At 56.2% G+C, this 21,064-nt stretch carries 20 protein-coding genes; 9 read left to right on the top strand and 11 right to left on the bottom strand.

Going from position 1 to position 21,064, the window contains the following annotated elements; all coding sequences use genetic code 11:
- Nucleotides 1–28 precede the first annotated feature (28 nt).
- The 5 genes from ACR0LI_RS06460 to ACR0LI_RS06440 all read left to right on the top strand — a co-directional run bounded on the left by ACR0LI_RS06460 (nt 29) and on the right by ACR0LI_RS06440 (nt 6,276).
- Nucleotides 29–1,129 (top strand): ABC transporter ATP-binding protein, encoded by a 1,101-nt coding sequence (locus ACR0LI_RS06460; protein ID WP_171632879.1) that lies wholly within the window; start codon nt 29–31, stop codon nt 1,127–1,129.
- Nucleotides 1,130–1,237: 108 nt separating this feature from the next.
- Nucleotides 1,238–2,329: an extracellular solute-binding protein gene (locus tag ACR0LI_RS06455; protein WP_171632876.1), complete on the top strand. Its 1,092-nt coding sequence runs from the start codon at nt 1,238–1,240 to the stop codon at nt 2,327–2,329.
- Between the two features lie 72 nt (nt 2,330–2,401).
- Nucleotides 2,402–3,676: an ABC transporter permease gene (locus ACR0LI_RS06450; RefSeq protein WP_171723385.1), complete on the top strand. Its 1,275-nt coding sequence runs from the start codon at nt 2,402–2,404 to the stop codon at nt 3,674–3,676.
- Between the two features lie 5 nt (nt 3,677–3,681).
- On the top strand, nt 3,682–4,893 hold the full coding sequence (locus tag ACR0LI_RS06445; protein WP_171723384.1) for an ABC transporter permease: 1,212 nt from the start codon (nt 3,682–3,684) through the stop codon (nt 4,891–4,893).
- Between the two features lie 162 nt (nt 4,894–5,055).
- A complete protein-coding gene (locus ACR0LI_RS06440) occupies nt 5,056–6,276 on the top strand; it encodes an aminopeptidase P family protein (RefSeq protein WP_480619244.1) in 1,221 nt (406 codons plus the stop codon).
- A gap of 33 nt (nt 6,277–6,309) precedes the next feature.
- On the opposite strand, the gene speB is transcribed toward ACR0LI_RS06440, so the two are convergent.
- A complete protein-coding gene (speB, locus tag ACR0LI_RS06435) occupies nt 6,310–7,284 on the bottom strand; it encodes an agmatinase (protein WP_480718203.1) in 975 nt (324 codons plus the stop codon).
- 402 nt (nt 7,285–7,686) lie between these two features.
- Between speB and ACR0LI_RS06430 the strand changes: the two genes are divergently transcribed.
- Both ACR0LI_RS06430 and ACR0LI_RS06425 read left to right on the top strand, forming a co-directional pair.
- Nucleotides 7,687–8,055: a group I truncated hemoglobin gene (locus ACR0LI_RS06430; RefSeq protein ID WP_152457802.1), complete on the top strand. Its 369-nt coding sequence runs from the start codon at nt 7,687–7,689 to the stop codon at nt 8,053–8,055.
- Nucleotides 8,052–9,110, top strand: a complete 1,059-nt coding sequence (locus tag ACR0LI_RS06425) for an adenylate/guanylate cyclase domain-containing protein (RefSeq protein ID WP_171632863.1) — start codon at nt 8,052–8,054, stop codon at nt 9,108–9,110. The genes ACR0LI_RS06430 and ACR0LI_RS06425 overlap by 4 nt, the downstream gene beginning before the upstream one ends.
- A gap of 5 nt (nt 9,111–9,115) precedes the next feature.
- On the opposite strand, the gene ACR0LI_RS06420 is transcribed toward ACR0LI_RS06425, so the two are convergent.
- From ACR0LI_RS06420 to guaA, 9 genes are all read right to left on the bottom strand, one after another.
- Nucleotides 9,116–9,730: a TetR/AcrR family transcriptional regulator gene (locus ACR0LI_RS06420; RefSeq protein ID WP_152457804.1), complete on the bottom strand. Its 615-nt coding sequence runs from the start codon at nt 9,728–9,730 to the stop codon at nt 9,116–9,118.
- 113 nt (nt 9,731–9,843) lie between these two features.
- Nucleotides 9,844–10,713: a polyphosphate kinase 2 gene (ppk2, locus tag ACR0LI_RS06415; protein WP_480718202.1), complete on the bottom strand. Its 870-nt coding sequence runs from the start codon at nt 10,711–10,713 to the stop codon at nt 9,844–9,846.
- A gap of 49 nt (nt 10,714–10,762) precedes the next feature.
- Nucleotides 10,763–11,716, bottom strand: a complete 954-nt coding sequence (locus tag ACR0LI_RS06410; RefSeq protein ID WP_480718201.1) for an alpha/beta fold hydrolase — start codon at nt 11,714–11,716, stop codon at nt 10,763–10,765.
- Complete coding sequence (gene metA, locus ACR0LI_RS06405; RefSeq protein ID WP_171632856.1) at nt 11,706–12,623, bottom strand: homoserine O-acetyltransferase MetA; 918 nt, start codon at nt 12,621–12,623, stop codon at nt 11,706–11,708. Before metA ends, ACR0LI_RS06410 begins: the two co-directional genes overlap by 11 nt.
- A 36-nt stretch (nt 12,624–12,659) precedes the next feature.
- Nucleotides 12,660–13,532: an ATPase gene (locus ACR0LI_RS06400; RefSeq protein ID WP_171613846.1), complete on the bottom strand. Its 873-nt coding sequence runs from the start codon at nt 13,530–13,532 to the stop codon at nt 12,660–12,662.
- A gap of 48 nt (nt 13,533–13,580) precedes the next feature.
- Nucleotides 13,581–14,477, bottom strand: a complete 897-nt coding sequence (locus ACR0LI_RS06395) for a DMT family transporter (protein ID WP_480487400.1) — start codon at nt 14,475–14,477, stop codon at nt 13,581–13,583.
- A 101-nt stretch (nt 14,478–14,578) separates the two neighbouring features.
- Complete coding sequence (locus tag ACR0LI_RS06390) at nt 14,579–15,742, bottom strand: OmpP1/FadL family transporter (RefSeq protein WP_171723378.1); 1,164 nt, start codon at nt 15,740–15,742, stop codon at nt 14,579–14,581.
- Between the two features lie 129 nt (nt 15,743–15,871).
- A complete protein-coding gene (locus tag ACR0LI_RS06385) occupies nt 15,872–16,777 on the bottom strand; it encodes a DMT family transporter (protein WP_480718200.1) in 906 nt (301 codons plus the stop codon).
- Nucleotides 16,778–16,980: 203 nt separating this feature from the next.
- Complete coding sequence (guaA, locus tag ACR0LI_RS06380; RefSeq protein ID WP_480718199.1) at nt 16,981–18,540, bottom strand: glutamine-hydrolyzing GMP synthase; 1,560 nt, start codon at nt 18,538–18,540, stop codon at nt 16,981–16,983.
- A 93-nt stretch (nt 18,541–18,633) separates the two neighbouring features.
- Here guaA and ACR0LI_RS06375 point away from each other — a divergent pair, with 93 nt between their 5' ends.
- Entirely contained in the window at nt 18,634–19,083 is a 450-nt protein-coding gene (locus ACR0LI_RS06375) for a GNAT family N-acetyltransferase (RefSeq protein WP_209833274.1), read from the top strand.
- Between the two features lie 123 nt (nt 19,084–19,206).
- On the top strand, nt 19,207–20,751 hold the full coding sequence (locus ACR0LI_RS06370; RefSeq protein WP_171632846.1) for a trimethylamine methyltransferase family protein: 1,545 nt from the start codon (nt 19,207–19,209) through the stop codon (nt 20,749–20,751).
- Here ACR0LI_RS06370 and ACR0LI_RS06365 read toward each other — a convergent pair whose 3' ends face one another.
- Nucleotides 20,752–21,051 carry a DUF6477 family protein gene (locus tag ACR0LI_RS06365; protein WP_480718198.1) on the bottom strand — a complete coding sequence of 100 codons (300 nt, stop codon included), beginning with the start codon at nt 21,049–21,051 and terminating at the stop codon, nt 20,752–20,754.
- Nucleotides 21,052–21,064: the final 13 nt, after the last annotated feature.

Genomic DNA, 21,064 nt, shown 5'->3' with positions numbered 1-21,064 from the left:
ATAATCATTTGACGCAACAGGGGGTCTTGTGACCGACACAAATACCGATGCCGCGTTTGTTGAATTTCAACGCGTACAAAAATCTTATGATGGCGAGAATCTCGTCGTCAAAGATCTCAACCTTGCAATGCCAAAAGGCGAATTCCTGACCATGCTCGGGCCGTCCGGGTCTGGAAAGACAACCTGCCTGATGATGCTTGCCGGATTCGAAACCGCCACTCATGGCGAAATCCTTCTTGATGGGAAGCCCATCAACAATATCCCTCCACACAAGCGTGGGATTGGCATGGTCTTCCAGAACTATGCCCTGTTTCCCCACATGACAGTGGCCGAAAACCTCTCGTTCCCCTTGGAAGTCCGCAAGTTGGGCAAGTCTGAACGGGATGAAAAGGTACAACGTGCCCTGGACATGGTTCAGATGGGGGCGTTTGGAGGCCGGCGCCCGGCTCAGTTGTCTGGCGGTCAGCAACAACGAATAGCCTTGGCGCGCGCCTTGGTTTTCGAACCCGAACTGGTGTTGATGGATGAACCACTGGGCGCACTGGACAAACAGCTGCGCGAGCATATGCAGTTCGAAATCACACGTCTTGCGCACGAATTGGGAATCACCACGGTTTATGTGACCCACGACCAGACCGAAGCATTGACGATGTCGGATCGTGTGGCCGTGTTCGACGATGGCCGCATCCAGCAGCTTGCACCGCCTGATCAGCTTTATGAAGAACCCGAAAACAGCTTTGTTGCCCAATTCATCGGGGAAAACAACACTTTGGAAGGTGTCGTTAAATCGATTGATGGCGACACATGCCTTGTCCAGCTGGACGATGGGTCCGAGATCGACGCGGTTCCGATCAACGTTCACAATCCGGGCGAAAGGACAAAGGTGTCAATCCGGCCTGAGCGGGTGGAATTCAACAAGGATCGCTTGCACGCCGATGCTCATACGCTGAAAGCGACTGTCAAAGAATTCATCTACATGGGTGACGTATTCCGTTTCCGCATGTCCGTTGCAGGAAATGATGAGTTCATCGTCAAGACCCGGAACGCGCCAGATGCCGTCCGCCTGACCCCCGGTCAGGAGATCGAGATCGGCTGGCTGGCCCAGGATTGTCGTGCGCTCGACGCATAGACCAAGCTGCGCGAAACAAGCACAGCTCTATCAGAGGGACCGGCTGATGAAGGCCCGTGCATCAGCTGACCACACATATAAACGGGACTAACTGGGAGTTATTTACACATGAAAGCAACCAAAACCCTTCTGACAACGGCCGCCGTCGCCATTGCGGCGGGTGGTGTTTCGGCCGAGGAAATGACCATCGTTTCCTGGGGCGGGGCCTATTCCAAATCGCAGTTGAAGGCGTATCACGAGCCCTATTCGGAAAAGACCGGGGTCACCATTCTGAACGATGACAGCTCGAACGAGGCGGTGGCCAAGCTGCGCGCGATGAACGAAGCGGGGAACATCACCTGGGATGTGGTCGATGTCGTGGCGTCTGACGCGATCCGCTTGTGCGACGAAGGTCTGGCGATGGAAATCGACCATGACGCGATGCTGGCCCCGGCGCCCGATGGCACGCCGGCATCTGAAGACTTCGGTGATCTGATCGTCAGCGATTGCTACATCCCGAGCATCGTGTATTCGACCACGTTCGGATACCGCACCGATTTGGTTGGTGACACGCCGCCGACGGACGTCTGCGCCGTCTTCGATCTGGAAACCTATCCGGGCAAACGTTCGCTGGAGAAACGCCCCATCAACAACATGGAATGGGCACTGATCTGCGACGGCGTTCCCAAGGACGAAGTTTATGACGTTCTGGCCACTCCGGAAGGTCAGGATCAGGCTCTGGCCAAGTTGGACACTATCAAAGACAGTGTTGTTTGGTGGTCCGCCGGTGCGGACACACCCCAGCTGCTGGCCGACGGCGAGGTCATCATGGGCTCGACCTATAACGGTCGTCTGTTCAGCGTGATCGAGGAGCAGAACCAGCCCGTCGCCATGCTGTGGGATGCGCAGGTGTTCGATATTGACGGCTGGATCATTCCCGCCGGTCTGAGCGAAGAGCGTAAGCAACGCGCGCTGGATTACCTCCGCTTTGCGACCGACACCCAGCGTCTGGCGGATCAGGCCAAGTACATCTCGTACGGCCCGGCCCGTGCATCGTCGGCTCCGCTGGTGGGTGAGCATGCCGAACTGGGTATCGATATGGCGCCCCATATGCCAACCGATCCGGAAAACGCCAAGAACACGTTCCTGTACAATTACGAGTTCTGGGCGGATTACCGTGACGACATCGACGCCAAATTCCAGGCGTGGCTGGCGCAATAAGCCGGTTTTGAATTGGTGACACTGTCAGGGGCGGGAAACTGCCCCTGACCCAGGAAAAGCCAAGGGACAACAATGACTGACGCCACCCAAAACGCGGGCCCCATGCTGGCCGCTGATGGAACACCGCTCAAGCAGTCGCTGGCGCGCTCTCTACGCAGGCAGAAGCTCCGGGCGTTGATGTTGATTGCGCCGCTTCTTCTTTTTGTCCTGTTTTCATTCATCGTTCCCATTGCATCGATGTTGTTTCGGTCCGTTGAAAACAGCATCGTGTCCGACACACTTCCCTTGACCGTCGAAGCCCTGAACAACTGGGACGAACAGTCGGGTGAGTTGCCGGGCGAGGATGTTTACGAGGCCTTTGTCCGCGACATGATCGTCGCGATTGACAACAAAGAACACACAAGGCTCGGTTCGCGTTTGAACTACGAAGAGACTGGCATGTCTTCGATGTTCCGCAGGTCTGGGCGCCAGATCAAAAAACTGGATCCTGAAACGGATGGGCCGTTCAAGGAAACATTGATCGAGATTCATGACGGATGGGGAGATCCGCAAACCTGGCGGGTGATCAAGACCCACTCACCTGTGATTACCAATGGTTACTTCCTGAATGCCGTCGACATGCGCAGAACCCCGGAAGGCGCGCAGGCTCAACCCGAAGACAAGCAAATCCTGATAAAGCTTTTTGGACGTACTCTGTTCATGTCGCTCGTGATTACGGGTGCTTGTATCCTGCTTGCTTACCCTGTCAGTTATCTGTTGGCGACGCTGCCTATGCGGGTATCTAACCTGTTGATGATACTGGTCCTTTTGCCCTTTTGGACGTCCCTTCTGGTGCGAACCTCCGCTTGGAAGGTCATGTTGCAGCAACAGGGGGTTATTAACGATACCCTCGTTTGGCTGGGGCTGGTCGCAGATGATGCTCGCCTTATCATAATCAACAACCAGATCGGCACTATCGTCGCGATGACACATATCCTGCTGCCCTTCATGATCCTGCCCATGTATTCGGTGATGCAGACCATTCCGCCGTCTTATACACGCGCGGCCAAATCCATGGGTGCAACGAACTGGACGACGTTCTGGCGCATCTACTTCCCGCAATCCGTGCCCGGAATCGGTGCCGGTTCGATCCTCGTGTTCATTCTGGCGATTGGGTACTACATCACGCCCGAGATCGTGGGCGGCACAAAGGGTGTCTTCATCTCGAACCGGATTGCCTATCACATCTCGTCCTCACTGAACTGGGGGCTGGCCGCGGCCTTGGGTACGATACTTCTGGCGGTCGTGCTGTTGCTCTACTGGGTCTACGACAAGATCGTGGGCATCGATAACGTGAAGTTGGGATAATCAAGATGGCAGCACTGACACCGATATCCCGCAAACCCATGTCCATGGTTTTGCCCAGTGTCGCACTTGCCGGGGCATTTGCCGGCATTTTCGTCGGGGCCGGAAATGGTTCGGTCCTTCTGGGCATACTGGGCGGGGCTGTCCTGATCGCGGGGCTGGCCTGGGTCTACATAAATATCGTGAAGAACGAAAACCTCGCACGCTGGATCAATATCATCGGGTTCGGCGTCATAGGTTTCATAATGGCCGGTCTGATGGGCGGTGTATTGGGCCTGCTCGGCGGCTGGTTTTTCGCCTGGTTTATCTATTGGTTGTACGAGGGGCGGTATCGGCGCAAGCTGCTGCCGTATCTCACGGCACAGCAGGTTTTCTATCACTACCTGTTTCGCGTGATCTGTGGTGCGATCTTCGTGTTCCTGATCACGCCGATTCTGGTGGTGTTGCCGTTGTCTTTCAACGCGCAGGATTTCTTTACCTTCACGCCCGAGATGCTGCGGCTTGATCCCGAAGGCTATTCGCTGAAGCACTACCGTGATTTCTTCACCAACAACGAATGGCAGCGCAGCTTCAAGAACTCGCTGATCATCGCGCCGATTGCGACGGTTATCTCGGTAACGTTGGGAACGCTGGCCGCGATCGGGCTCAGCCAGTCTCACGTTCCCGGACGCCGTGCGATCATGGGAATTCTGATTTCGCCGATGATTGTTCCGCTGATCATCTCGGCGACGGGTATGTTCTTTTTCTACAGTGATATCGGGCGTTTCCTCGAAGGAACACTGGGCATGAACAAGAACTTCGTAGGCTATCTGAAAGTTATCCTGGCCCACGCAGTGCTGGGTATTCCCTTTGTGATCATTACCGTGACGGCAACACTGGTGGGCTTTGATCGATCTCTGACGCGGGCGGCAGCCAATATGGGCGCAGGGCCGGTGCGGACCTTCTTCAAGATACAGATGCCGTTGATATTGCCGGGCGTAATCTCGGGCGGCCTGTTTGCCTTCATCACATCGTTCGACGAAGTGGTCGTGGTCTTGTTTGTGGGATCCTCATCGCAAAAGACGTTGCCGTGGCAGATGTTCACCGGCCTGCGGGAACAGATCAGTCCAACCATTCTGGCGGTTGCGACAATCCTCGTGGTCCTGTCCATTGCCCTGCTGACGACGGTCGAACTGTTGCGACGCCGGTCGGAGCGTCTGCGAGGTCTTTCGCCCGCTTGACGCAGCAAACCGTCTGATCTAACGATTCACCTGTTCATCTCTGCCGCGATGGCGTCGCGGCGACTACCGAGGTGATCGGCTCTCGGACCCCGAGACCGCCTGTCCTGAACGCCGGGACATGTGGCCGGGAGATGCACGCCCGGCATAGATGAGAGACCAAGGATGACTGACATTTCTAACCGCCCTCAGTTCTTCACCTGCCACAATGGCGACAAAGCCCCGTTGCCTTTCAGCAAATCTGAGTATGACCGCCGTCTTGGCAAGCTGCGCGCGATTATGGCCAAGCGGGATATCCCGGTGGTGCTGCTGACATCGATGCAGAATATCGCCTATTATTCGGGCTTTCTATACTGTGCGTTCGGGCGCCCTTATGGCTGTGTTGTAACCCAAGACAACTGCACCACCGTTTCCGCCAATATTGATGCCGGGCAACCCTGGCGCCGGTCGGTTGAAGACAACGTGATTTATACTGACTGGAAACGCGACAACTACTGGCGGGCAGTTGCGAGCCTGATCGGGAATGCAAAGCGGATCGGCATCGAAGGCGACCACATGACGCTTGCAGCGCGGGACACGGCGCTGAACATGCTGGGCGAGCCAGAATTGGTTGACATCGCGGCCGACACCATGGCCGCGCGGATGATCAAATCCGCTGAAGAAATCGAATTGATCAAGGGAGGAGCGCGCACGGCCGATGTGGGTGGTGCTGCGATCCATGCCGCAATCCGCGAAGGAGCAACCGAAATCGAAATCGCGATGGCTGGTCGAGACGCGATGGAAGTGGAAATCGCGCGAGCCTATCCGGATGCTGAATACCGTGACACATGGGTTTGGTTTCAATCGGGTTTGAACACCGACGGCGCGCATAACCCGGTCACCAAACGCGCGTTGCAAAAAGGCGATATACTTTCGCTGAACACCTTTCCGATGATCTCGGGCTATTACACCGCCTTGGAGCGGACCCTGTTCCTGGGCGAGCCGGATGCCGACAGTCTGCGCCTGTGGAAGGCCAATGTGGCCGCGCATGAACTTGGCCTGAGCTTGATCAAACCCGGTGCCACCTGTTCCGGTATCACCGCCGAGATCAACCGGTTTTTTGCCGACGAAGGCCTGCTTCAATATCGTTCCTTCGGCTATGGGCACTCGTTCGGTGTTCTGAGCCACTACTATGGTCGCGAAGCCGGTTTGGAACTCCGTGAAGACATCGACACAGTGCTGGAACCCGGCATGGTGGTCTCGATCGAGCCGATGCTGTGGATCCCCGAAGGCCAGCCCGGTGCAGGCGGTTACAGGGAACACGATATTCTGGTTGTGAGCGAAGACGGAGCCGAAAACATCACAGGCTTCCCCTACGGGCCGGGACACAACATTATCGACGCCTGAGGTTTGGGGTGGAGCTTCTGCTCCACCCGCTTATCACGTGCGCCGAGCACGTTCGTGAAAAATGAAACCCAGAAAATTCAACAGCAGCTGTGCCGCCAGAATCTGAGTGCTTTCAGTGGGGTCGTAGGCGGGGGCCACCTCGACCAGATCGATGCCCACCACGTCGCCCCTTTTCGCCAGTCCCTGAAGGATTTCCAGAACGTCATAGTACAAGAACCCTCCGTGGCTCGGAGTGCCGGTTCCTGGCGCGATCGAGGGACAGAACGCATCGATATCGATCGTTACATAGTACCGTTTTCCCTCGGGAATGCGGTCAAGAACAGCCTCTGTTCCCAATCTGCGAACCTGCCGCACGGACAGGATATCCGATCCGCGCGCACGCGCGTCGTCATACCCTTCCTTGGACGTGGACGATACGTTTCGAATGCCCAGCTGGGTCATCCCCGAAACATAGTCTTTCTCGATCGCGCGGCGCATGGGATTTCCGTGCCCGCTGGTGACGCCGTGACGTTCATCCACAAAGTCCAAATGCGCATCGATTTGAACAACATGGATCGGGCCGTTTTCAGCGCAGTCGCTTTCAAATGCGGAAATGCAGGGGATGTTGACCGAGTGATCACCGCCAATCACCAGCGGAAGTGCCCCGGCCTCGAGAATTTTCTGCACGCCAAAGGCTATGTTCTCGTGGCTCGTCTCGGTCTTGGTGTGGACAATATCCGCATCGCCCAGGTCGACGATCCGAACCGAACTGTCCAGATAGGTAGCGTCATCCTCATGATCATAGGCGCCGGCATGGCCAAAACTGAAAAGGGTCGATGCCTCTCGCACGGCCCGAGGACCAAAACGCGCGCCGGGGCGCCACTGCGTTCCAAAGTCGAACGGCGCGCCGAGCACGCAAACGTCGGCCTCGATTCGGTCCCAGTTCTCGACATATGGAGATTTTGCGAAGGTCGATATTCCGACAAAAGGAAGATTCAGTCGCCCGGACGCATATCCATGTTCCTGCACTTTGGGTCCTTTCGATTGTTGTGCCGTTTTCCTGCATGTGAACATGAGGACACGCCGTTTTGAAACCAAATTCTCTTTGAACGGCGGATTTTGGGGGACCAGAGGAAATTTTCTTCCAGAAGGGCGGGCTGGCTTGCGTTCAAAGCTGATCCGGCCCAGCCCATCAGAGTGCTTCAAGATCAGTCAAAAGATAATCCCGCTGATAGTGTTGCCTTTCCTTCATTTCCCATACCCAAAGAACGTATGAAAGATCCCCTTCGGCCTCAGCGGTGCTCTGGCAGATTTTCCTTTTCAGCAAGACGGTTTTTGATCCGTCTGGGCCAGAAAATCATAAGCGTTAACAAAAATATCGATTTGATATAAAGTTGTGGGGTTATTGATTGGTAACGCGCGGGTATTCGTGTGGCACAGACACTTTATGAGAAATATGGCGGTTTCAAAACGATCAGCCGGGTCGTGATGACCTTCTATGAAATGGCGCTGGATTCGGATGAGATCGGCCATCATTTCGAAGACATTGATATGCCGCGCCTGATCGACCATCAAACCAAGTTCGTCTCGTCCTTGATTGGTGGGCCCGCATCTTTCAGTGATGACAGGATCGAAGCAGTTCATCGGCATCTGAACATTTCGCACAATGAGTTTGACGTCATGGCCGAGCTGTTTGGCGACGCGCTAAGTCAGCATGGCATGTCCGACGGAGACATCAAAACTGCGCTGACCGCAATCGAAGGCAAACGTTCGATCATAGTCACCCGGAACGCGGCATGAGCATTCTGGCGATAAACGAGCAATTGCTACGTGCGATCGGAGTCGGCGTCGCCGTGGTGCGCGCATCCGACCTGCAATTCGTGTTTCACAACGGGCCTTTCACGGAATGGTTCGGCACTCCTGAAAAGGGCAGCACCTTAAGCGACGTTCTGCCGGATCTCGACCCCAAGGAACTGGAGGATGTAAAGCAGTCCGGCCTTCGGTACTCGGTCGAATTGCAGATAAAGCCGAAACGCAGGACCTTGATCTTTGCAGTCGCTGTCTCACTGGCCAATGGCTTGTCCGAGCAGGTGCTGATTGTGGAATGTCAGAACATCACTCGCATTCGCGAATTGGAAAGCATGATCGACAGCTATTCCACCATGGTCGAGCGCAACACCCGAGAGCTTGAGCGCGAAAAGGAAAGAGTGGAACGCCTGTTGCTGAACCTGATGCCCCGAGCCGTGTATGAAGAATTCAAGACGTTCGGCGTTGTCACACCGCAGCTGTATCAGCAGGTTTCGGTGGTGATGCTGGATTTTGTCGGGTTCACGGATTTTGCGGCCAAGACCGACCCGACGGTCACCTTGAGTGAACTGAACGACATCTTCACGGCTTTCGACCGGATCGTGGAACAATTCGGGTGTGAGCGGATCAAAACGATCGGTGATGCTTATCTGGCCGTGTCAGGCATGCCCGATCCAACACCGGATCATGCGACCGCCGTGGCGCATTGTGCGGTAAGGTTCCTGCGCTATCTCGAACGCCGCAACGAAAGCCATCCGCATAAGTGGCAGGCGCGGATCGGATTGGGGATGGGTGCGGCGGTTGGATCGGTCGTTGGCATTCAGAAATATGTCTATGACGTGTTTGGCCCTGCCGTAAACATCGCGTCCCGGTTGCAGGTCTTTGCCAACCCCATGAACATCGTGGCCCCGGAAGAGATGAAATATGCCTTGATTGACGAGTTTCAGGTCTCGGATCTGGGGTGCGTTGATATCAAGGGGATGGGTGAGATGGATCTTATCAACGTGACATCGGGCTTGAGTATGCCTCAGGGCAGCCGTTCGTTCTGACCGCGTCACTCGTCCTGAGGGATCAGACCCAGACCGCGCAGGTAGATGCCGATACCGCTTTCCAGTAAATCTTCGGGAGGAAAAGGCGAAGTTGCGCCGGTATTTCGGGCGTACAGCTCGACGACGCCGTGGCTCATCGCCCAGATATGGGCGCTGAACATCGATGCGGGCGGGCGCTTGTCAGGCGGAATATGCTGGGACAGGTCCGCGGCCGCTTTTTCAAGAACGGCCTTCGCCCGATTGGCGGCCAAGGACAATTCGGGTGTCCGGTTCAGGGAAATCCCGCTTTCGAACATGGCGATGTAATGCCCGGGATTTTTGCGCGCAAAAGCCAGATACGCACGCCCCGTTGCTTCAAAAGCGGCAAGGGCTGAAGGCTGTCCCTCGTCATAGGCGTATTGCATCAGGTCTGCGAACATCTCAAACCCCTGCCGTGCGGCTTCGGCAATCAGGTCCTCGCGCCCTTGAAAATGACGATAGACGGCAGCAGGTGTGACACCGGCCGTTTTGGCCGCCTCGGACAGCGTGAAACCGGTCGGGCCCTTGTCTTCGATCAGGGACAAGGCAGCCTCGATCAGGGCTTGCTTCAGGTTTCCGTGGTGATAACCGCGTTTCGTCATCCCGGCCTCAGTTGCATTGATTGCGTGTTGGAAGACAAGGACATAGACCACCGACGCTTTGTCGTCCAATACATGATCGTGAAGGCATCGACAGGGCAGGGCAGAGAGACAATTTACGCCTCCCACATATCCGGGCCACCGCAGATACGGGCATCAACCTCGCCGATACTCTTCTTGTCCTTCTCATCATAGTCCAAGGCATGCAAAACTGTTCGGATGGCCGCAAGGCGCGCGCGTTTTTTGTCGTCGGAACGAACAATCGTCCACGGGCAGGCATCGGAATGTGACCGGGTCAGGGTTTCCGAGATCGACTGCGTGTATTCGTCCCATTTGTTCAGCCCTGCGACGTCGATCGCGCTGAGCTTCCAATGCTTCAAAGGGTCGTTTTCGCGCGCCAGAAAACGGTTCAGCTGTTCTGCGCGCCCGACATTGAGCCAGAACTTGAATAAATGGATGCCGTCATTCACCAGGCCCGTTTCAAGTGGCAGGACCTGACGGAAAAACCTCTCACGCTGTTCCTGAGTGCAGAAGCCAAAGACATTCTCGACGACACCTCGATTGTACCAGCTGCGATCAAAGAACACGATCTCTCCTGCGGCGGGCAGATGCGGGATGTAGCGTTGAAAATACCATTGGCTGCGTTCGGCGTCTGATGGTTTGGCCAGCGCAACGTTGCGTGCGCCGCGCGGGTTCAGGTTTTCGCGAAACCGTTTGATGGTGCCACCTTTGCCGGCGGCATCGCGGCCTTCGAAAATGATGGCAACCCGCTGGTCGGTTTCCTTGACCCAGGATTGCATTTTGACCAATTCGATCTGAAGCAGGTCCATCTGCTCTTCATAATCCTTGGTCTTCATTTTTTCGGAATACGGGTAGGTCGGGTTCAGAATATCGCCTTTTTTCGCGTTTTGAATCTCTTCCCGTACAGATCTGGGCGCGTCTTTCAGAAAATACTTTTCGATAGAGCCTTTTCCTGACCGGGCCATATGTCACCTCGCGATAAAATCCATATCTAACTATGGATTAGAGCGTGGGTTAACGCAAACCCGCGCGCTGCGCCGCGCGATCTATCGCGGCGGCCACCTCAGGCGCCGCGACCACCTGTGGCATATGGCCGACACCCGGTAGCTCGATCAACTCGGCGCCGGGGATCTGTTCGATCAGGCGTTCAGAATGCCATTCAAGACCAACGGTGTCGTCGGCCGTTCCGTGGATGATGTCCGTCGGAACGGAGATCTCGCCATATCTGGGTTGCAGACGGGTAATTTCGTCCAGCAGGTTGGCGCGTTGCTTGGCGTTTGCATGCATCGAGCCACGCCGGATCGTCAGCCCCGGCCCGAAATGTTCCGCATAACCTTCGGGCGCCGTTTGCGGTGCAAAAACTTTGTCCAACACCTGTGTGACGTACCACTCGGGTACGAAAGAGCTGATCAAGGGCAAGGCCAGCATATTGCCCGCCGTGGTTGACGCAAGCCGGTTGAACCCATCCAAAGGCGTTTCCCATGGGAGAGCGGCCGGGGCGATCAGAACCAGAGCCGAGATATTCTGGGGTCGGGTCACGGCCCAGGCCAGCGAGACCGATCCGCCATAGCTCTGCCCGGCCACGATGGGTTTTTCCGCACCAAGCTGAGCCGCCGCCCGTTGCAGGATATCCGCCTGTTCAATGATGGTTTCGCCATCCGGATTGAAGCTTTCGGAATAGCCCAGGCCCGGTCGGTCAAAAACGATCACGCGGTATGACCTGGCCAGAATGGGGGCCAGCGCAAAGGTCATGTCGCGCGTGTTCCCGCTGGAACCATGGATCAGAACGACATCAGGGCCGTCCCCCATGACCACGGCGTGCACGGCGATGCCGCCCACATCCAGAATCCGACCCTCGGGGGGGAAAGCCGCCTCGGCCAGCGCCTCGTTCCGGGCGCTGCGCCAGGTTGTCAGTATGACAAGGCCCAGAACGGCCAGGCCAAGGGATATCAGGACTTTAGTGGCCAATTTTTGTCATGTCGAAAGGCGTGGTCTGATAGATTTCGTTGATCCAATTGCCGTACAGCAGATGTGCGTGACTGCGCCACCGGTTCTGCGGCGTTTTGGATGGATCATCATCGGGGTAATAGTTTATCGGCACGTTGATAGGCGTGCCGTTGCTGACGTCCCGATCATATTCCTGTTTCAGCGTATCACTGTCGTATTCGAAGTGATTGAAGATATACAGCGCGCGATGGCCGGGATCTTCGACCAGACAGGGGCCGACATCGTCGCTGCCCAACAGGGTCCTCAGCCCGGGTGCGCGATCGATTTCATCCTGTTTCATTTCCGTCCATCGGCTGACCGGAATGACACAGTCATCTGAGAAACCGCGCAGGAACGGAGACGCCGGGTCCAGGTTGCGATGCCGGAAACACCCAAAGGCTTTTGCGTCCAGCATGTACTTTTTGACACCGTGAAAATGGTTGATCATCGCCATCCCGCCCCAGCACACACCAAAGGTGGAATGCACGTTGGTTTGGGTCCAGTCGAAGATCTCGCTGATTTCGTCCCAATAGGTGACATCATGAAATTCCAGATGTTCGATCGGGGCACCGGTGATGATCAGGCCGTCGAATTTCTGATCCTTGATCTCCTGAAACGGGCGATAGAATTCGGACATATGCTCGGCGGCGGTGTTCTTGGTCCGGTGTTCGGTCATGCGGATCAAAGACAGATCGATTTGCAACGGGGTTGCCCCGATCAGACGCGCGAACTGGTTTTCGGTCTGGATCTTCTTGGGCATCAGGTTCAGTAATCCGATGCGCAGCGGGCGGATGTCCTGACGCATTGCCTGATCTTCGTCCATGACCATGACGCCCTCTTTGGTCAGGACGTCAAAAGCAGGCAGTTCCGATGGGATTTTGATGGGCATATGTCAGGCTTCTAAGAGATCAGTGAAAACTGGTAGTTAGGCGTTATTGCGCGTGGTCTCAAGTGTGTGCTCGATCAACTCATCGAAATCAGCGGCATCGCGGATTTTTCCGATGTCGTTGGCGGCAATCGTCACGCCCCAGTTGTTCGCCATGGCTTCGTAACGCGGCTGGCGGTGCGCCAAGGCCTGTGCATAGGTCCAACGGACGAAATCATCGGGATCAACATCCGCTTCCGAACAGCCTTGCAGATCCAGATAATCTGTCCACGCCTTGGTCAGGAATTCGGCCTGATAGGACATCGGCTTTGGGGCTTTGTCAAAACGGCGTACAAGCTCTGCCGTGTGTTCCTCATCTCCCTTCAGCCAGATCATCAGGGTGTGTTGCGAAAGCTCGGACAGTACCCGATCGTTCGGATCTTCGGGGTCTACCCATTCGCAGATCGATCCACCGGTGTCGCAGATGAAATGGGGGTATTTGTACAATCGCTCGGCCCGGTCGATGAAATACTCGGTATCCAGCAGGGCGTGTATTTCGGCCAGCCGAAACTGTTCCTGCCTGCGGCGGTATTCCGGCATTTCCAATCCGCCAAGGGCAGGGTTGCCCGGTTTGCCCAGATAGGCTGCGACCGGAGTCAGGTTCGCGAACGAGATATTCGAGCCGATGTAAATGGAATCCGACAGGAGCAGGTCACGCAAGAACGGGACTTTCATCGCCTCGGCCTTCGCATTGTCGGTTATGTATTCGCCCATGTACCGGGTGCCGATGCGATAGTCGATCGAGTAGTGAAACCAGTTCCCTGAGTCCCGAAGAATGTTCGAGACATATGTCTTGCCCAGACCGGACATACCAAAGAACAGCACCTTCTTGCGGCTTGCCGTGCGCCAGTCTTCGGCTGAGTTGTAGATCATCTTGTGCTGTCCCTTTTTTGCCTTTGCTAAATCGGGCAGCGCACGGCGTCAATCACGGCGGCCAGCTCGGTTCAATACCAGAAGACCCATGGCAAGGACAACAAAGCCAAAATAGGCATTCGACGGCAGCGCTTCGTTTCGCAGAATTGCGCCAAGCACGATGGCGACAGGAGGGATTACAAGCGTCACCAGCATCAGGTTGCCGCTGCCCGCCATCGCCAGGACTCGATAGTACAAAAGATATGCCCCTGCTGTTGCCACAATGGCGTAATAGCCAATCGCAGCCCAAGTGATCGCGGGCAGCGCAAGCGTTGGCACCCCGTCCGTCATCAGCGCCAGGGGCAGGATCAGCAGGGTCGAGCCGGTTAACATGCCAGCGGCCGCGACGACGGGGTGAAGGTCAGACAGATGATACCGTGCCCAAGCCGCAGCAAAAGCATACGAGAGCGTTCCGGCCAACACGGCTAGCTGCGCTGTGTTTTGCAGGCTGAAAGACGTGAAGGTCTTTAGTCCGATGGTGATCGAGACACCGAGAAAGCCCAAGACGACACCGATCACGCGCGCTTGTGTCAAACGTTCATCCTTGAAAAACACAGCCGCAACCAGAACACCAAAAATGGCCGTGGTCGCGTTCAGAATGGCCGTAAGCCCAGAGTCGATGTAAAGCTGACCCCATGCCATCAAGCTGAACGGTATGACATTGTTCAGCAATCCCATGATCAGAAAAGCACCCCAGATGCGCAGAGAACGGGGCAGCGTAAACCCCTTGCCCCATGCCACCAGCCACAGCACCAGCATCGCCCAGAACGTGCGGTGCAAAACCGATGTCATAACGGGAATGGAATCCAGAGCGACCCGGATGGCCACAAAGGATGCGCCCCAAATGACGGCCAGAAGAATGAGCTCGGACCAGGCGCGCCGAGAAAGGTGTTTTTGGGTGTTCATGACCGCACAGTTTCATTCAATCGAAATATACGCGACCCGAAACCTGCGCATAAAAAAGGCCCCGCTGAAACAGCGGAGCCTTGAGGATGGTCATCCTTGGACTAGTTCAGAGCGTATGTAATCTGGAAGCCCACGCTCCAGGCGCTGTTGCCGGTGAATGTTCCGCGTGCATTCGGGCCAGCGCCGTTGGCTGTCGCGTCACCGATGTCGGTGTAACGAACACCGCCGGAAATCTTGGCCTTCTCCAGCGAGTACGTCCCGCCCAGACCAACACTCCAGAACCCGTCGGTCGGGCCGAGGTTTGATACCGGCGTGCCCTGGGACGTCTCGTAGCCCAACGTCACAGCGCCGCTGAACTCTTCCGAGAATTGATACCCCAAGCCCAATGAATAGGTGAAGGTCGCATCGGCGTAGTCAACAAGGTTGCTGGTCGGTGGGTAGTTTGGCGGGTTGTACACCAGCTGTGGCCAGTCGACCCAACGGATAGAACCAAACAACAGCGTTTTAGGCGCGACGCCTGTCTGGAAATCCAGGTTGATCGACTGGGGCGTCTCGATTTCGCTGTTTGTGTTGAAGGTGGCCACGGTTCCTGGTGGAATCGGCGGGATCGGTGGTGGGTTCAGAGATTCTGTTTGTGACAGATCGTGACTGATCTTGGAGTTGTAGGTCAGTGACACACGTGCCGCGATTTCCGGTTTCTCCCACGCGACACCGATTACGTAGCCGAATGCTGTGTCGGCATCGGAGTCAACCTGATATCCCGCAGCCAGGGGAACGGTGACCGAAGCCTTCACACGCTGCGCACGAATGCCGCCGATCGCGCTGAACCCGCCATCGAATTTGTAACGCAGCAATGCCGTGATGGCGTCCGTGTCCGCTGTGGCCCTCAGAGTGTCGGTGCGACCTCCCGGAATAGGGTTGATCGAAAGAGGGTAGGTGTTTGCGTATTCAATGTCTGCGCCAAAGGGCTGGTCATACATGATCGCGAAATCGAGCTTTTCGGTCAGTGACGTTTTGTAGCCCAGATGCGGTGTGAAAAAGTCGTTCGCAACCTCTCCGGAATCGACCGGTTGCCCGATGTTTGGTCCGGCCAAAGCAGGCATGGTGCCCGTTACGCTGGGATTGGTGTATCCCAACCGGAACTGAACAGCTGATCCTTCTTCGAAGATCAGGTTGATGCCCTGACCGCTTCGATCTAGGCCGCCTGCATATCCTGCCGTCGCTCCAACGCACAAAGCGCAGGTCGCGAGAAGTGTTTTTTTCATTCTGTCCTCCCTAACAATCCATGGCGGGCTTCACTGGCGTTTGGTTGAGTGTAATGAACGCCTGTCCCGTGTATGATGATGAGCGATACTCTCTTTTTGGTTACTTTAAGGTCAACTGGTGACGGTGCGTTACGTATTGCGACGAGTGTTTTCAACTGTTGCTAAACTGTTACGGCTTTCAGACCAAATATTCAGGAAAATACCGGAAAAGATGACCGCCGCCCCGATCAGGACCCAGTGGTCTATGGGTTCGTGGTACAGGATCATTCCGACCACTGCGATCGTGGGAAGCCTCGCAAAATCAAATGGGATCACAACTGTCGCCGGGGCAATGGCCAATGCGTTGGTTATGCAGAAATGGGCCAGCAGCCCCGCCAACCCGACCAGAACCACAAACGGAGCGGTTTGCGCCGTGGGCAAGGCAATCTGCCCATCAAAACCGGCTGCGATGGCCCCAAGCACCGCCTGCATGGAAGTAAGCCAGAAAACGATGCACCCGATGCTGGCAAAACGAGTGAGGTTTTTTGTTGTAATCGTTGTAAATGCGAAGAAAATCGCAGACGCGGCTGCGGTAGCAAGGCCAGGGCTTAAAGGCGCACTGCCTGGGCGCGTGACAATCAGAACACCAGCAAAACCGATAAGTGCTGCCGTTATTTTGAGGGGCGTCAGACGTTCGTTCAGCAGCAGCGGCGACAGCAGGATCACCCAAAGCGGCTGTGTGAATTCCAGCGCGAATACCTGCGCCAGAGGTGCAACAGCGACCGCATAGAACCAAAGATTCTGCCCTGTGAAATGCAGGGTGTTTCGCAGGGCGTGCAACCCCAGGCGTTGCGTGGAAACCTGAACCCAACCGCCTGTGGCCGTAAGTACGAGGGCGACAACAAGAAACCCCACTAGGCTTCGGTACATCATGATCTCGAACGTGTCGTGCACGAGGCTCAGTTCGCGACCGGCAACCGCCATCGAGGAGAAGGACGCGATGGCTCCGGTCATCCACAAGGCGGCTTTGAATGTGTTTTTTTGTGTCTGATTCACGTGCGCACCCCGATCTGGCCGCGCGGTCACGGCCCCGGTACCGGGGCTTTCGATACGCGATCAAAAAGATTGAATTCGTTGAATCATTGAAACGCTTATGAAGCGTCAGGTTCAAGGTCGTGCCCGACATTTTCAGGCACGGCTTGGCAAGATTTCCCGGGATCGGGTCGTTTTGGCGTCGAACGCCGTTGCGGTTTGCCGGATCATTCCCACTCGATGGTTCCGGGCGGTTTCGAGGTGATGTCATATGTGCATCGGTTGATGCCCTTGACCTCGTTGATGATCCGGGTTGCCGTTTCGCCAAGGAACTCATGGCTGAACGGGTAATAATCCGCGGTCATCCCATCGACCGAGGTGACGGCCCGCAGCGCACAGGCATAGTCATAGGTGCGCCCGTCGCCCATCACGCCGACGGTGCGGACGGGAAGGATGGCAACGAAAGCCTGCCAGATGTCATCATAAAGCCCGTGTTTGCGGATCTGATCGATGTAGATCGCGTCGGCCTCGCGCAGAATCTCCAGCTTTTCGCGGGTGATCTCGCCGGGGCAGCGAATGGCCAGACCCGGCCCGGGGAAGGGGTGACGCCCGATGAAGCTCTGCGGCAGACCAAGCTCGCGACCCAAGGCACGGACTTCGTCCTTGAACAATTCGCGCAGCGGTTCGACCAGTTTCAAGCCCATCTTTTCCGGCAGGCCACCCACGTTGTGGTGGGATTTGATCGTTACGGAAGGCCCGCCCGAGAACGACACCGATTCGATCACATCGGGATAGAGAGTGCCCTGCGCGAGGAATTCGGCGCCGTCGATGGTATCGGCGTGTTTCTGGAACACGTCGATGAACAGCTTTCCGATGATTTTGCGTTTGGTCTCGGGGTCGCTCTGACCTTCCAGTTCGCCAAGGAACAGCTCGGATTCATCGGCGTGGATCAACTGAATGTTGTAGTTGTCCCGGAACATGCCAACAACTTCCGCGGCCTCGTTCTTGCGCAGCAGCCCATGATCGACGAAGACGCAGGTCAGCTGATCCCCGATTGCTTCGTGAATAAGGATCGCGGCAACCGAGCTGTCAACGCCACCGGACAATCCGCAAATGACCTTTTTGTCTCCAACTTGTTCGCGGATCTTGCGGATCATCTCTTCGCGATAGGCACCCATGGTCCAGTCGCCCTTGAACCCGGCCAGCTTTACGAAGTTTTCATACAGTTTCGCGCCCTTTGGCGTATGGTGTACCTCGGGGTGAAACTGCACGGCATAGAAGTGCCGCGATGGATCGGCCGTGATCGCATAAGGTGCGTTGGGCGAGGTTCCGAATACCCCGAACCCAGGTGCGATTTCGCTGACATGGTCGCCATGGCTCATCCAGACTTGTTCAGCGCCGTCCGCGAACCAGCCATTCAGGATATCCAGTTTGCTTTTCGGTGTAACAAATGCCCGACCAAACTCGGCTGTGCCATGGCCGCTTTCGACCTTGCCGCCAAGCTGATGCATCATCACCTGCTGGCCATAGCAGATGCCCAGAATCGGAACGCCATAATCAAAAATCTCTTGCGGGGCGCGGGGCGAGCCCTCGCGCGTCACGCTGTCCGGACCGCCCGAGAAAATCACGGCGCGCGGCGCCATTTCCCGCACGAAATCCATCGTGACATTCTGGTAAGGGTGAATTTCACAATAGACATTCAGCTCGCGCAGGCGGCGGGCGATAAGCTGCGTAACCTGGCTGCCGAAGTCGATGATCAGAAGGCGGTCGTGGGATGTCTGGGTCATAACCGGCTCATAAGTTGCAAGCCTTGCATGTGCAAGCGGTATGGCGTCATTTGATACAAAAGCTGAGTCAAACCGGCGGAAAGATCAGGTGCCATGTCGAAGATAGAGTTCAGAACGGCTGCTGTGGTGGATGCGGATAAGGTAACGCGGTGTCTGGAAAATGCTTATGAAGATGCAATAAGCCGGATCGAGGATCTGCCTGACGTTACTGCCGGAATCGCGGATGACATCAAGACCCATCGCGTCTTGCTTGCGGTATCTGGCGGTATAGTTGGGGTCATCGTTTTTGACCAAGTTGACGACGCAATCATGGTGTTCAACCTAGCGGTTGCGCCCGAAGCCCAAGGGCAGGGGGTTGCGCGGCAATTGATGCAGTTTGCCGAAGAAGAAGCACAGGCGCGGAATCTATCCAAGTTGAAGTTGCGAACTCATAAAATGATGAAAGACACGATTGCGATGTACCGGCACATGGGCTGGAAAGTGACGGATCAGGTGGGTAGCGGCCTTACCATGGAGAAAGCGTTGGCGGCCGATCCTGACTGACCGCCTGCTTCGCGGTGGGGCGGCAATGTCGCTTTTCCCCCCAGAGCGCCGCAATCCCTATGCTTGAGTTCTGGCAAACCTGTATCAAAACGCTCAATCTAACCAACCAGACGGGATTTTCTCATGGCAGAGGCAAACACCCGGCGCAGGGCGAGAGGTGGCGGTGGCGCCGCCCGCCGTGCCGAGCGTACCGCAGTTCGTATCGAGACTGCGAAATACATCGAACGCAACATTCCGAATTTCGAGATCCTCAACGAAGAGGCGCTTGAGATTATCGAAAACAACGCTGAAACCGTGTTGGAAGAAATCGGCGTCAACTTTGTCGACAATCCAGCAGCTTTGGAACGGTGGCGTGACGCGGGCGCAGATATCGACGGTGAGCGTGTGCGCATTCCGCGTGGCCTGGCGCGTGAGCTGATCAAGACAGCCCCCAGCCAGTTTACCCAGCACGCCCGCAACCCCGAAAAATCGGTTGTAATCGGTGGCCGCAACATGGTTCTGGCCCCGGTATACGGTCCTCCGTTCGTGCGTGATGCACAGGGTGGGCGCCGCTATGCAACCATGGACGATTTCAACAAGTTCGTGAAACTTGCCTACATGTCCAAGTGGTTGCACCACTCGGGCGGTACGGTGTGCGAGCCGACCGACATTCCGGTGAACAAGCGCCATCTGGATATGCTGAAGGCGCATATGACCCTGTCGGACAAGCCTTTCATGGGCTCGGTAACCGATCCCAGCCGGGCACAGGATTCGGTTGAAATGTGCGAAATCCTGTTCGGCAAAGAGTTCGTGCAGGAAAACACCGTGATGACCTCGCTGACCAATATCAACTCGCCGATGACATTCGACGATGTGATGATGGGCTCGTTGGAGGTTTATGCGCGCAACAATCAAGCCTGCATCATTTCGCCCTTCATCGTGGGTGGAGCGATGGCGCCGGTCTCGGTGGCTGGTACTTTGACACAGGTTCTGGCCGAGGTGATGGCCGGCGTTGCCTACAGCCAGATCATCCGTCCGGGTGCCCCCGCGATTTTCGGCGCGTTCGTGACGTCGATCGATATGAACTCGGGCGCACCCACCTTCGGCACACCAGAAGCCGCGCATATCACATATGGTGCAGGCCAGCTGGCGCGTCGTCTGAACCTGCCATACCGCTCGGCCGGGTCGTTCTGTGGCTCGAAACTGCCGGATGCGCAGGCGGCCTACGAAACAGCGAATTCGCTGAACATGGGGCTGCTTTCGGGCGTGAACTTTATGCTGCATTCCTGCGGCTGGCTGGAAGGCGGTCTGGTCGCCGATTTCGAAAAGTTCGTCATGGATGCGGATCAGTTGGGAGTGCTGCATTCACTGGCCAAGGGCGTTGCTTATGACGAAAACGCGCAGGCCATGGACGCAATCCGCGAAGTAGGGCCGGGTGGTCACTATCTCGGCTGTGCCCACACGCAGGCCAACTTCAAGGAATCCTTCTGGAAATCCGAAGTGCTGGACTACAAACCATATGAAACCTGGCAGGAAGAGGGCGCGCGTGACACGCGAGCTCTGGCCACGGCGCGGGTTGAACATTTGCTGGCCAATTATCAGCAACCGCAGATGGACCCGGATACCGCGGCGGCGCTGGAAGCCTATATCGCCGAGAAAAAGGCCTCCATGCCGGACGCATTCTCCTGATTATTGAAGAACCGAGACGCGGCTGGCCTGATACAGCTGCGCCTCACCCAGCAGCGCTATAAGCAGATCCAGATGCCGCACCAATGAGTAGGCGGCATCATCTTCTTTTCGCTGTTCATTTACCTCTTTCTCCATCTCGAGCAAACGCAGCAGCGCCTGACCTGAACCGGGCAGCGACCCGTATCCCAGAATGCGTTGCAGATGCCTGTCCCGATTGTAATCCCGCGCCCCGAATCTTGCAGCACGCGCCAACATGCGTGGGCGGCGGAGGGTTGCGATCATTGTCATCAGGTCCTGCATGTTATGTGTCCCT

It is taken from the genome of Ruegeria sp. CL7 (assembly GCF_056536445.1).
The sequence above is the reverse complement of the archived record's forward strand: the minus strand, read 5'-3'. Positions and strand labels throughout refer to the sequence as shown.

Bases quoted from the DNA above. Each gene is read 5' to 3' on its own strand.
- ACR0LI_RS06420 (WP_152457804.1), bottom strand. From the start codon at position 9,730: ATGACGAAACGCGGTTATCACCACGGAAACCTGAAGCAAGCCCTGATC.
- ACR0LI_RS06425 (WP_171632863.1), top strand. From the start codon at position 8,052: ATGAGCATTCTGGCGATAAACGAGCAATTGCTACGTGCGATCGGAGTC.
- ACR0LI_RS06365 (WP_480718198.1), bottom strand. From the start codon at position 21,051: ATGCAGGACCTGATGACAATGATCGCAACCCTCCGCCGCCCACGCATG.
- guaA (WP_480718199.1), bottom strand. From the start codon at position 18,540: ATGACCCAGACATCCCACGACCGCCTTCTGATCATCGACTTCGGCAGC.
- ACR0LI_RS06395 (WP_480487400.1), bottom strand. From the start codon at position 14,477: ATGAACACCCAAAAACACCTTTCTCGGCGCGCCTGGTCCGAGCTCATT.
- ACR0LI_RS06390 (WP_171723378.1), bottom strand. From the start codon at position 15,742: ATGAAAAAAACACTTCTCGCGACCTGCGCTTTGTGCGTTGGAGCGACG.
- ppk2 (WP_480718202.1), bottom strand. From the start codon at position 10,713: ATGGCCCGGTCAGGAAAAGGCTCTATCGAAAAGTATTTTCTGAAAGAC.
- ACR0LI_RS06400 (WP_171613846.1), bottom strand. From the start codon at position 13,532: ATGATCTACAACTCAGCCGAAGACTGGCGCACGGCAAGCCGCAAGAAG.
- ACR0LI_RS06450 (WP_171723385.1), top strand. From the start codon at position 2,402: ATGACTGACGCCACCCAAAACGCGGGCCCCATGCTGGCCGCTGATGGA.
- ACR0LI_RS06455 (WP_171632876.1), top strand. From the start codon at position 1,238: ATGAAAGCAACCAAAACCCTTCTGACAACGGCCGCCGTCGCCATTGCG.
- metA (WP_171632856.1), bottom strand. From the start codon at position 12,623: ATGCCCATCAAAATCCCATCGGAACTGCCTGCTTTTGACGTCCTGACC.
- ACR0LI_RS06445 (WP_171723384.1), top strand. From the start codon at position 3,682: ATGGCAGCACTGACACCGATATCCCGCAAACCCATGTCCATGGTTTTG.
- ACR0LI_RS06375 (WP_209833274.1), top strand. From the start codon at position 18,634: ATGTCGAAGATAGAGTTCAGAACGGCTGCTGTGGTGGATGCGGATAAG.
- ACR0LI_RS06370 (WP_171632846.1), top strand. From the start codon at position 19,207: ATGGCAGAGGCAAACACCCGGCGCAGGGCGAGAGGTGGCGGTGGCGCC.
- ACR0LI_RS06440 (WP_480619244.1), top strand. From the start codon at position 5,056: ATGACTGACATTTCTAACCGCCCTCAGTTCTTCACCTGCCACAATGGC.